General features: G+C 60.8%; 13 protein-coding genes. All 13 read left to right on the forward strand.

From position 1 onward, the window contains the following. Positions 1-615 (forward strand): gamma-glutamyl-gamma-aminobutyrate hydrolase family protein (locus JXA24_00790; protein MBN1282293.1); only part of this gene is annotated, 615 nt, incomplete at its 5' end. A 183-nt stretch (positions 616-798) separates the two neighbouring features. Further along, positions 799-2,274 carry an RNA polymerase factor sigma-54 gene (rpoN, locus tag JXA24_00795; protein MBN1282294.1) on the forward strand — a complete coding sequence of 492 codons (1,476 nt, stop codon included), beginning with the start codon at positions 799-801 and terminating at the stop codon, positions 2,272-2,274. Positions 2,275-2,297: 23 nt separating this feature from the next. Next, positions 2,298-2,603: a ribosome-associated translation inhibitor RaiA gene (gene raiA, locus JXA24_00800; protein MBN1282295.1), complete on the forward strand. Its 306-nt coding sequence runs from the start codon at positions 2,298-2,300 to the stop codon at positions 2,601-2,603. Between the two features lie 100 nt (positions 2,604-2,703). Then, positions 2,704-3,165 (forward strand): PTS sugar transporter subunit IIA, encoded by a 462-nt coding sequence (locus JXA24_00805; GenBank protein MBN1282296.1) that lies wholly within the window; start codon positions 2,704-2,706, stop codon positions 3,163-3,165. Then, entirely contained in the window at positions 3,165-4,133 is a 969-nt protein-coding gene (gene hprK / locus JXA24_00810) for an HPr(Ser) kinase/phosphatase (GenBank protein MBN1282297.1), read from the forward strand. Before JXA24_00805 ends, hprK begins: the two co-directional genes overlap by 1 nt. 9 nt (positions 4,134-4,142) lie before the next feature. Further along, the gene (locus tag JXA24_00815; GenBank protein ID MBN1282298.1) at positions 4,143-4,553 is read left to right on the forward strand and encodes a PTS fructose transporter subunit IIA; all 411 of its coding nucleotides are present in this window, start codon (positions 4,143-4,145) and stop codon (positions 4,551-4,553) included. A gap of 11 nt (positions 4,554-4,564) precedes the next feature. After that, positions 4,565-4,849: an HPr family phosphocarrier protein gene (locus JXA24_00820; protein MBN1282299.1), complete on the forward strand. Its 285-nt coding sequence runs from the start codon at positions 4,565-4,567 to the stop codon at positions 4,847-4,849. A gap of 5 nt (positions 4,850-4,854) precedes the next feature. Then, positions 4,855-6,636, forward strand: coding sequence for a phosphoenolpyruvate--protein phosphotransferase (gene ptsP / locus JXA24_00825; protein ID MBN1282300.1), 1,782 nt, complete (start codon positions 4,855-4,857; stop codon positions 6,634-6,636). Between the two features lie 150 nt (positions 6,637-6,786). After that, positions 6,787-7,956, forward strand: coding sequence for a methionine adenosyltransferase (locus JXA24_00830; protein MBN1282301.1), 1,170 nt, complete (start codon positions 6,787-6,789; stop codon positions 7,954-7,956). Positions 7,957-7,980: 24 nt separating this feature from the next. Further along, a complete protein-coding gene (locus tag JXA24_00835) occupies positions 7,981-8,613 on the forward strand; it encodes a response regulator (protein ID MBN1282302.1) in 633 nt (210 codons plus the stop codon). Positions 8,614-8,815: 202 nt separating this feature from the next. Continuing rightward, complete coding sequence (locus tag JXA24_00840) at positions 8,816-9,109, forward strand: hypothetical protein (protein ID MBN1282303.1); 294 nt, start codon at positions 8,816-8,818, stop codon at positions 9,107-9,109. A 6-nt stretch (positions 9,110-9,115) separates the two neighbouring features. After that, the gene (locus JXA24_00845) at positions 9,116-9,736 is read left to right on the forward strand and encodes a hypothetical protein (GenBank protein ID MBN1282304.1); all 621 of its coding nucleotides are present in this window, start codon (positions 9,116-9,118) and stop codon (positions 9,734-9,736) included. Between the two features lie 212 nt (positions 9,737-9,948). Further along, a partial coding sequence (locus JXA24_00850; protein ID MBN1282305.1) for a hypothetical protein occupies positions 9,949-11,988 on the forward strand: 2,040 nt, incomplete at its 3' end.

Genomic DNA, 11,988 nt, shown 5'->3' on the forward strand with positions numbered 1-11,988 from the left:
CGCGGGGTGGAGGGAAAGATAGCGGCGATACGATACGCGCGGGAGAAGAAGATCCCCTTCTACGGGATCTGCCTCGGCATGCAGCTTGCGGTCGTGGAGTTCGCGAGGCACGTCTGCGGCCTCGAGAAGGCCAACAGCCTCGAGTTCGACACGAGCACGCCGGACCCCGTGATCAACCTGATGGAGGAGCAGAAGGCGGTGCACAACCTGGGCGGCACCATGAGGCTGGGCGCCTACGACTGCATGCTCGAGAAGAACTCGAAATCCCACTCCGCCTACGGCGAGCGCGAGATCAGCGAGCGCCACCGCCACCGCTACGAGTACAACTCCGAATACGCAGAGGTCCTCGTGAAGCACGGCCTGAGGACGGTCGGCACTGACAGGAGGACCGGCCTCGTGGAGATAGTGGAGCTGGACTCTCACCCGTGGTTCGTCGGCTGCCAGTTCCACCCCGAATTCAAGTCACGACCCATGTCGCCTCATCCCCTGTTCGCGAGCTTCATCGAGGCCGCGGCCGCCTTTGCCAAGCGAAGGCTCTGGGAGAGCCAGAAGGAAAGCTCCTCCCCTGCGAAGGCCGCCCAGGGGGCAAAGCAGAGGAAGGCCTCAGTCTCTTGACATTTCCTGTTTGTCTTTGAAGCCCCCGTGCGCTCATCAATCCCCAAAGATATCTCTCAGTTATGCGAGGTCGCGGGCGATTGACTTTTCGCACAACGGGACTTATCATATTCAATGGATGGAGAACATCGATAAACGCAGCGTACAAAGGCACCTCCGCCGATAAGACCGGCGGAACCACATATGGCACTCGAGCTCAAACAGAGCGTAAAGCTATCCCAGCAACTCGTCGTGACACCCCAGCTGCAGCAGGCCATAAAGCTGCTGCAGCTCTCCCGAATGGAGCTCGCGGAGCTGATCCAGAGCGAGATGCTTGAGAACCCGGTGCTCGAGGACGGTGAGTCGCAGCCCGCCGAGGCGGAAGCGGAGGATCAGTCCTCTGGCGAGAAGCACGAGCAGGCCAAGGACGAAGACCGCGGCCACGACCACTCGGTCGACGAGGTCGGAGAAAAGGACGGAACTCTCAAGGAGCCGACCGATTTCGACTGGGGAAACTACCTGGAGACCTACAACGCGCCCGGCTACTCCATGGAGCGCGAATCCCGCGACGAAGACGCCCCCTCCTTCGACAACGTCGTCAAACAGACGGAATCGCTCCAGGGCCATCTCATCTGGCAGATTCACCTCTCGAACATGCCGGAGGACGAGCTGAAGATAGGCACCGAGCTGATCGGAAACATCAACGACGACGGGTACCTTCAGTCCACCGTCGAGGAGATCGCCCAGAAGACCGGTGCCGACCCGTCAAAGGTCGAATCGGTGCTGGCTAAAGTGCAGCAGCTCGACCCTCTGGGCGTGGGGGCGCGCGACCTGAAGGAATGCCTGATGCTCCAGGTCAAGCTGATCGGCGACCCGTCGGGTCTCATCACCCGCATGATAGACAGCCACCTCGGCGACCTCGAGAACCACAACTACGCCGGCATAGCGAAGAAGCTCGGCGTCTCGGTTGAAGAGGTCAAGGAGGCGTCCCACGTCATATCGAACCTGGAGCCGAAGCCCGGCCGCCCCTTCAGCGGGGATGCGCCGCAGTACATAACCCCCGACGTTTACGTGCAGAAGATCGGCGAGAATTACGTCGTGTCCCTCAACGAGGACGGGCTTCCGAAGCTGCGCGTCAGCGACTTCTATCGCAGGGCGCTCATGCGGGGATCGGACGTCGGCGACAAGACGAAGGACTACATCCAGGGGAGGATGCGCGCCGCGGCGTGGCTCATCAAGAGCATCCACCAGAGGCAGCAGACCCTCTTCAAGGTGTCATCGAGCATAGTGAAGTTCCAGCGCGAATTCTTCGACAAGGGCCTCATGAACCTCAGGCCCCTGGTCCTCAAGGACGTGGCGGACGACATAGCCATGCACGAATCGACGATAAGCCGGGTCACCACCAACAAGTTCATGCACACGCCGAGGGGGATATTCGAGCTCAAGTTCTTCTTCAACAGCGGCGTGCAGAGGCTGGAGGGCGGCGGGGTGGCCTCCGAGGCGGTCAAGATGATGGTCAAGAGGATAGTCGACGAGGAGGACGCCTCATCCCCCTTCTCCGACCAGGACATAGCGGAGCGCCTCAAAGCCACGAACGTCGACATAGCGAGGCGGACGGTGGCGAAGTACAGGGAGAGCCTGGGCATACAGCCGTCGTCCAGGAGAAAGAGAAAGGAATAGAAACCTCAACCAAGGGGCGAAAAATGATCAGCGAAATAGAGACCACCTTCACCTTCAGGAACACCGATCCGACAGACTCTCTCAAGCTGCACGCCACGGACAAGATCGAGAAGCTGAACAAGTTTCTCGTCAAGCCGGCGGCGGCGCACTTCATCTTCAAGGTGGAGGGCGCGCGCCACGTGGCCGAGATAACCCTCCACATGAAGGGCGGCCGCTTCGTGGGGACCGAAACGTCCAACGACATGTACACCTCCGTGGACGGAGCGATCGACAAGCTCCTGAAGCAGATAAAGCGCACCAGGGAGAAGATAAAGGACCACAATCCTTGAGTTTTTCAGCGCCTTCGCCCCTTTTTTCTGTCTTGCTTTTTGAGGCCTCATACGATAGATGCATTCAATCTAAATCTTTGATTTTAATAGGCAAAGCGATATGCACCTCACCGAGATACTCAGGCCCGACATGGTCTGGCCCGCCCTCACCTCAAAGACAAAGCCCGAGGTAATAGGCGAGCTGGCCGAGAAGATATCGGAGCACGAAAAGGGGCTGGACGCGGACCGGATCGCTGAGATCCTCATGGAGCGCGAGAGGCTCGGCAGCACCGGGATCCAGGACGGCATCGCCATCCCCCACGGAAAAGTGCCTGGCCTGGAGAAGATCGTCATCGGCTTCGGCCTCTCGCGGGAAGGGATCGACTTCGAGGCGCACGACGGCAAGCCGACGCACATCTTCTTCGTGCTGCTCGCGCCGGAGTCGGCGGCCGGCCAGCACCTCAAGGCGCTCGCCCGCCTCTCCAGGCTCCTGAAGGACGCGGAGTTCAGGGAAAAGCTCGTCTCGGCAAAAGACTCCGCCGGGATATACGCGGCGATCTCCGAAGAGGACGAAAGGTACTGATGCTCAACATACCGGTCATAAAGCTCCTCAAGGAGACCGAGCACAGGCTCCACCTCGAGCTCCTCGCCGGGCAGGACGGTCTGGACAAGAAGATCGCCATACCGTGCATCCAGAAGCCCGGGCTGGCGCTCACCGGCGACGTCGCCAACCTCCACCCCGGCAGGATACAGGTGCTGGGCAAGCCCGAGATCGCGTTCCTCGGCACCCTCCCACCGCAGAGGCAGAGGGAGGTCATGGAGGCGATCGGCTCGGTGGACATCGCCTGCATGATACTCACACGCGACTCCGATCCGCCGAAGCCCATGCTCGAGATGTGCGGCAGGAAAAACATCCCCCTCATGAAGACGAGGCTGCTGACCTCCACCTTCGTGAACAGGGCGACCCGCTTCCTCGAGGAGAGCCTGGCGGCCACCACGTGCATCCACGGGGTCCTGCTCGACGTCTTCGGAGTGGGGATACTGCTGGTCGGCAAGAGCGGCATCGGAAAGAGCGAATGCGCCCTCGACCTCGTGCTGCGCGGCCACAGGCTGGTCGCGGACGACATAGTGAACGTGCGCAAGCGCCCCCCCTCCACCCTCTACGGCACCGGCTCGGAGATCATCAGGCACCACATGGAGATCAGGGGGCTGGGCATCATCAACATACACGACCTCTTCGGGATCTCGGCGGTGCGCGACCGCAAGGTCGTGGAGATGGTCATCGAGCTCATGGACTGGAACCCGGATGTCGAGTACGACCGCCTGGGCCTCGAGGAGCACCGTTACACTATACTGGACGTGAGGGTCCCCCTCATACAGATACCGGTCCGGCCGGGAAGGAACCTCTCCGCGATCATCGAGGTGGCGGCCAGAAACCACCTTCTGAAGCTGGGCGGCTATCACTCCGCGAGGGCGTTCCAGGAGAGGCTCTCCGCGGAGATACTCTCCACGCAGGAGAGGGAGCAGTACATGCTCGGCAAACTCGAATAGGAAGAGGAAATGGCGATGATAGGAGTGGTTGTCGTCTCACACAACAAGATCGGCTGCGAGATGGTGAACGCCACGCAGAAGATAATCCCCGACGCGAGGCACATGCGCGGGGTCGCGGTGAACTCCAACGATCCGCCCGACTCGATCAGGGGCCAGATCGCCGACGCGATACGGAGCGTGGACCAGGGGGACGGGGTGCTCATTCTCACCGACATGTTCGGCGGCACCCCCTCCAACGTCTGCCTCTCCTTCCTCGAGCCGGAGAGGACCGAGGTGATATCGGGCTTCAACATGCCGATGCTGATCAAGCTCGCAAACCTCAAGCCCAACGCAAAATTCGCCGACACGGCGCAGTTCATCAAGCAGTACGGGCAGCGCAACATAGTCATCGCCAGCGAGGTGCTTTCGAAAAACAGATAGAGGAGCGTCAGATGCCCGGTGAGCAGAAAAAGATGATCAGATCGTTCGTGATAAGGAACACCCTCGGCCTCCACGCGCGAGCCGCCGCCGCCTTCGTCAAGATAGCGAACCGCTTCCAGTCCGAGATCCTCGTGCGCAAGGAGGACTCGGAGGTGAACGGCAAGAGCATAATGGGCGTCCTCATGCTCGCCGCGGCGCAGGGGACCGAGATCGCCATAACCGCCAGGGGCGACGACTCCACAGAGGCGATGGAGGCCCTGGGTAAACTGATCGAGGAGAAGTTCGGCGAAGACTGAGCCAGATGAAAACCCGCAGATTCCATTCGCACGCCACCTCTCCCGGCATAGTCATAGGCCGGGCGCACAGAATCGAGCACCGCGGCTCCCCATTCGCCCGCACATGGATCAAGGACGCGGACGTCGAGCAGGAGATCGATCGCTTCAAGTCGTCGGTCCAGAAGGCCAAGGAGCAGCTCACCCACATTCAGGCCAAGATGTGCCGCTTCCAGGGCCACGACCAGATCAAGATCATCGAGTCCTACCGCATGTTCCTGCAGGACGACATGCTCGTCGCGGCGACCCAGAAGCACATCCGCGACTTCAAGATCAACGCCGAGTGGGCGCTCGACAAGACGCTGGCGCACCTGAAGCTGTCGTTCCTCAACGTCAACGAGGAGTACTTCCGCGAGCGGCAGCAGGACATAGACTACGTCGGGCGCAGGCTGATGGACAACCTCGTGGGCAGCCCGGAGCTGTCGTTCGACGGCCTCCCGGCAGGTGAGGCCGTGCTGGTCGTCCACGACTTCAGCCCCGCCGAGGTGGCGAGCCTCCCGAGGGACAGGGTCAGGGGTTTCGTGATGGAGGGCGGCGGCGAGACGTCGCACAGCGCCATCATCGCCAAGGCCCTGGAGATACCGGCGATGTTCGGCATGGGCGAGGTCTTCGACGAGATCGGGGACGGCGAGCAGGTGATACTCGACGGCATCAAGGGGGTGCTCATCGCCTCCCCCACCGCGAAGGAGCTGGAGCAGTACCGCTCCATCCAGAAGAAATACGAGGCTCTGGAGGAGATACTGCTGCGCGAGACGAACCTCCCCGCGGTCACCAAGGACGGCTTCAGATTGATGATCGAGGCCAACATGGAGATCGTGGAGGAGATACCCTCCATAGTCCAGCACGGCGCCGAGGGGATAGGCCTCTACAGGACCGAGTACCTCTTCCTCAACAGGCTCGACGAACCGAGCGAGGAGGAGCAGTACGAGAACTACCTGACCGTGCTCAGCCGGCTGGCCCCGAAGCCGGTCACGATAAGGACCATAGACCTCGGGGGAGACAAGCTCTCGATCTCCCAGTCGTACGAGGCGCAGACCAACCCCGCGCTGGGCCTGCGCGCGATACGCCTCTGCCTGCGCGAGATACCGCTCTTCAAGACCCAGCTGCGCGCCCTCTACCGGGCCTCCGTGCACGGCAACCTAAGGATCCTCATCCCCATGATCTCGAGCGTCGACGAGATCCGCAGGGTCAGGAAGATAGTCGACGAAGTGAAGAACGAGCTCGCGGAAAAGAATCTCCCATTCGAGAAAGACGTGCCGCTCGGCATAATGATCGAGGTGCCCTCCGCTGTCTTCATGGCGAGCGAGCTCGCCGCCTACTCCGACTTCTTCTCGATAGGGACAAACGACCTGATCCAGTACGGCCTCGCCATCGACCGCGTAAATGAGCAGGTGGCCCACCTCTACAACCCCTATCACCCAGCTGTGCTCAGGATGATCAAGCGCACGGTCGACGCTGCCAAGAAGGCCGGCATCGAGGTCGGCATATGCGGCGAGCTCGCCGGCGACCCCCTCGCGATCACCCTGATGGTCGGCATGGAGCTCAACTCCCTCTCCATGAACCCGGTATCGATCCCGCGCGTGAAGAAGATACTGCGCGCGGTCACCAGGGAGCAGTCGGCGACGGCGCTCAAGCAGGCGCTGGCAAAATCGACCGCAGACGAGGTCGAGAGGTACCTCAAGCGCAAGACCAGCCACCTGCTGCCCGGCGATGTGAAGCGGCTTCATATCATCGAGGGACAAAGCGCCTAGCCCCTCCCCCGCGAGCCCCTTCAATTCAAAATGTTTAGAAAACTCAAAACGTTAGCGCCCTTTTTGCCTTGACTTGCAGGGCCCCTCCCCCTATAAACGCCAGACCCGTTTTTTCATCGAAAACCGGCAAAAACGAAAAAGGAGCCTGAAATGACAAGACACGAGCATCTCTTCACCTCAGAATCGGTGACCCGCGGCCATCCGGACAAAGTGGCCGACCAGATATCGGACGGCGTTCTGGACGCGGCGCTCGCACAGGACCCCGACTCCAGGGTCGCCTGCGAGACCATGGTGACCACAGGGCTCGCGATCGTCGCGGGCGAGATCACCACCAGGGCGCAGATCAACTACCCGGAGGTGGTCCGCAATACTATCAGGGACATCGGCTACAACCACCATTCGATGGGCTTCGACTGGGAGACCTGCGGGGTCATCATATCGGTGGACAGGCAGTCCCCCGACATATCCCAGGGCGTGACCGAGGGCGAGGGTCTCTTCAAGGAGCAGGGCGCCGGCGACCAGGGGCTCATGTTCGGATTCGCCTGCGACGAGACCGAGGAGATGATGCCCATGCCGATCTCCCTCGCCCACCGCATCACCCGAAGGCTAAGCGAGATGCGCCTCAAGGGCGAGGTCAAGTTCCTCAGGCCGGACGGAAAGTCGCAGGTCACCATCCGCTACGTGGAAGGAAAACCGGTGCACATCGACACAATCGTCTGCTCCACGCAGCACAGCCCCGACGTCTCCTACGACGAGCTCAAGGAGACGGTCGTCGAGAAGGTCATAAAGCCGGCGATGCCGGCCGAGCTCCTTGACGGCAAGACCCGCTTCCTCATCAACCCGACCGGCCGCTTCGTGCTGGGCGGGCCCCACGCGGACTGCGGGCTCACGGGCCGCAAGATCATCGTGGACACGTACGGCGGCGTGGGCAGCCACGGCGGCGGCGCGTTCTCGGGCAAGGACCCTTCCAAGGTCGACCGCAGCGCCTCCTACATGGCGCGCTACTTGGCCAAGAACATCGTGGCCGCCGGCATCTCGAGCCGCTGCGAGGTCCAGCTCGCCTACGCGATAGGCTTCGCCGAGCCGGTCTCCATAATGATCAACGGCTTCGACACCGATATGGTCGACCACGAAAAGCTGCTCATGGCGGTCCGGGAGGTCTTCCCGCTCAAGCCGGCCGGGATCATAAACCACCTCAAGCTCAAGAGGCCGATCTATCGCAACACCGCGAAGGGCGGTCACTTCGGACGCAACGAAGAGGATTTCACCTGGGAGCGGACCGACAGGGCCGCCGACCTGCGCAGGGTCCTGGGGCTGTAAGGGGAATCGGCCGGGGGTGGGAAGATGGTGCAGAGGGCGTCCCGCAAAGACAGGCCTTTCTATGTCCTCCTCATCGAGGACAATGTGCACCACGCCGAGCTCCTCACCGAGCTCCTGGACAGGCACTTCGCCCCCGTCATCATACACACGGTCGAGACCATCGAGGACGGGCTGGAGTTCGCCACCCAGTCAAGCTACGACCTCATCCTCACGGGGGCGGTGATCGGCGAGGAGCAGATCACCGACGCAATACCCAGGCTCAACGGCCTGGCCCGGGCGACCCCCATCATCGTGATATCGGGACGGGGCGACGAGATGCTGGCCGCCGAGATAATCAAGCGCGGGGCGAGCGAATACCTGGTCAAGACCCAGGAGACGCTCGAGGCCCTGCCCTCCCTCATCTCCAGGCACATGGCCTCCGCGGGGTCCCGCCGCCGCAGGCCCGCAAAGGGCGCCTCCCTCCCCGGCAATCGACTCCCCTCGCCCGCTGAGATCGTGCGCGAGGTCGACAAGCTCACGCAGCAGGCCTTGGCCATTGTCGGACCCAGGCGCCGCCGCCGCAACCGCTCGACCGCCTCGAACGAGGACCTGGACGGCCTCCTGGCGCAGATCAAGCGGTTGCGCCAACTCGCATCAAAACTCACCCACAAGCAGTAATCACCTTGGAGATTTCAGACCCCACTATTGGCCCGCACCGCCCCGGAACAGGGCTGCGCCCGTAGCTGCCCCGTATCCAGCCACCCCTGCATTTCATTGATATTCAAGCCTTTTTAATGAATTGCAGCCCCTTCACCCTATTGGCAGTCCTTTTGCATATATTATCCTCGGAACACCTTCATTCTGAACTGAGAGGACGATCATGAGCACCCAGAAGATAGGCACCGAGAGGGAAAAGGACATACTCGACGTGATGCGCGAGATCGAGGCGGGGAAAGCCCCTGCAGCACCCCGGATCGAGGAAGATGCGGCTGAAGCGGGAAATTCGAATCCCTCGCGCGATCCCGCCGATCTCTTGGTGTCGCTCAGGAAGAAACGCGAGCTTTTGAGCCTTCTCGACGGTTATTCGGAGGCAAAGGGCATAGTCGACAGGAAAAAGGAGCTGGAAGAGGCGATAGGGTTCTTAGAGGAGCTCAGCATAACCCTTGCGGAGTAAGAGGCCATGACAAAGACAAACATAGTGCCCAAGATATCATATGTGGATACGAAGGCCCCAAAGCCCCAGGAGATCCCTTCCAAGGGCAAGGCCGAGAAGGCCGGCGATATCTATGAATCGGCGGACAAGGACGCCTACAAGGCGCTCCTCGACGGCAATCCAAAGGCAGAGTGCATAGACGGCGGTGTGTTGTCGGAGATGTTTGATGCAGCTTCTCAAGTTCCTCAAAGAAGGCCTGGATATTACGAAGGAATGCAGAATCTGCTCGGCAGCATGATGATCGGCTCAGCATCGTGGAAACCTGCACAGGACACTGTAGGTGACATCCCCTATGTGCCTGATCTTCAAAAGGACATAGTTTCGGTCAACCCGAACACAGTCACCACTATGGAGCCTGTGGTCCAGAGATACGCGGGGCTCGAGAAGGTCCTCACCAAGATGATCGATATAGCCACAGACTCGATGCACCCGAACAACATGTCGAAGATGACCGCTGAGGAGTTCCGCTCGCTCGACGCATACAAGCGAAAGCTCATCGAGACCCTGGCCGAATGCCGCATCCAGAAGGCGCGAGCCGAGAGATATCTCGAGAAACAGCGGGCAAAGGAATCGGCCGGGATCTGGTGACTGAGCGCTCCCCTCGCCTCCCATCCACATGACATGATGACTCAAGACCCCATGAATGGCCTCAACGCCTCATCCACGCCCCATGAATTTGCTCCGTCTGATCGGAGCTTGTTAAATTAACTAATGATTTCAAATAATTATAACAACAGCGCGGCTTGGGGGTTTTGGCAGGTATCTTGCATTAATATTGAGCGAACCCAAGCGAGGTGTCTATGTCAGTAAACGGGATCAACAATTACAAGGTCAACACGGTGTCGGGCCCGATCCAGGACGACTGGAAGGCCGAGACGGTGGATGCCGAATCGGCCATCGAGGACATGTTCGAGACCGGCTCCACCGGATCATCGTCACAGGGATCCAGCGCGCTCGACGACTACACCATGGGCGAGATCTCGGGCGGCTCCTACGTGCAGCAGGAGGGCGCAGAGGGCGCACAGTGGCTGCTCGACTTCCCGCCCACCCTGGAAGAGATCGTGATGAACAACGAGACCGCGATCAACTACCTCGACCTCGTGGAGAAGAAGTTCATCGCCGCGATCGAGGACCTGGCCGCGCTCAAGAAGAGCTACCAGGACGCCCTCTCATCGGGCCAGATCTCGGCCGACGAGGCGAAGTCGCTCACCGCGAAGCTGGGCCTCATAGACAAGGCAAGCTCCAAGGCGGAAGCGCAGCTCGACAAGTGCCGCGAGCTGGCGACCGGACGCACCCTGACCTTCATGGACGAGCAGCGATCCTGCAAAGACCTCAACAACGACAAGTGGATAGGCCGCCCGTACCAGGAGGGCTCCATCTACATACACGAGAAGTCCAACGGCAACATCGTCTACCTCGACAACACGGGAAAGCCGGTAAGGCTGCCCATAATAGACCCCGATTATCAGGCGCAGATCACCACCGACGGCTCGCTGGCCGTGCTCGACCCCAGCCAGGTGATGGCCATGGAATACCGGGGCAGCACCGACCTGATCCTCGGCCTCACCAAGGCCTCGCTTAAGGACAACGGCCACGAGTTCGGCTGCCCGATCAGCTTGAACATGCCGCGCTACTTCTGGGTCAAGCGCGACCCTGAGGGCGTATACGGCGAGGAGTGGGCGCTCAATCCGAGCAGCGACAACTCCGAGTTCAAGATGGAGCTCTACGACCAGTGGAACGGCACCACGCAGCTGACCCCTCCCGACATCTCCGAGTACATGCAGGTGTCGGTCACCGACATAGTCCTCGAGTCGATCGCCCTGCCCGCCCATGTCAGCGGAGACTCCCAGCAGGCGGTCTACGACCAATACGTGACGTTCCAGCACGGCGACGACGTGATAGCCAGGATCCAGATCACCGGGTTCCAGACCTCCGACAACCTCCCCTCGGCCACCATGCTCTCCAACGACGTGAACTTCGTGGCAGCCTCCTCGGTGGGTTTCGAGCTGCACGGCGACAACCAGGTCGCGCACGTGGACGCATCGAAATTCAAATCGACCTGCAGGCACATAACCCCGGACCTGGCGAGCAAGCTCGGCATCAAATCCCCGGAGGATTCGGCCGATCTGGCCTTCGACGAGAACATCGGATTCTTCACCGACAAGGACTGGAACATCAAGCAGTGGGACGCCCTGGACGAGGCCTGGGAGGACGGGCCGGTGCCCGACTTCGACTCCGGCAGCTACGCCTACGGCAACTACAACGACCGCTACATGTCGGAGACCCAGTTCCCGGGCGATTCGATCCCATACAGCTCCTACCGGACCGGCGTGTTCATCTCAGGCGTGCGGGGCCACATACAGGGATCGACGCAGAACGACGTCATCGTGACATGCGGCGCCAACGACCTCTCGGACTACGAGAAGCAGCACCTGCCCATCGAGGAGCAGATGCGCACCAAGGACGACCCGTTCTACACCAACTACATAGACTCCACCTCCGGGGGCAACGACGTCGCCATCGTGGGCGGCGGCGACAACCTGGTCAACGGCGCCACGTTCGTGTGGGTGAAGGACAGCGGGCGAAAGGACGAGAACTACATCAACTTTCCCGAGCCGGACCTCCCTGAGGGCGGCCGCGACGTCTACAACCTTCCGAACCACAAGTGCTTCTTCTACGGGAAGGGCAACGGCACGCACTACATCTACAATCCCATCGACTGGTCGGAAACGATGTACGGGGAGACCATCGAGGATGAAAATGAGGTCGTCCCCATAGGCGAGCAGTTCGAGGAGGGCTTCAACACCGACGACTACTACAGCTGGACATCCGGCACCGCG

It is taken from the genome of Pseudomonadota bacterium (genome assembly GCA_016927275.1).
In the GTDB taxonomy this organism is placed as follows: Bacteria; UBA10199; UBA10199; order 2-02-FULL-44-16; family JAAZCA01; genus JAFGMW01.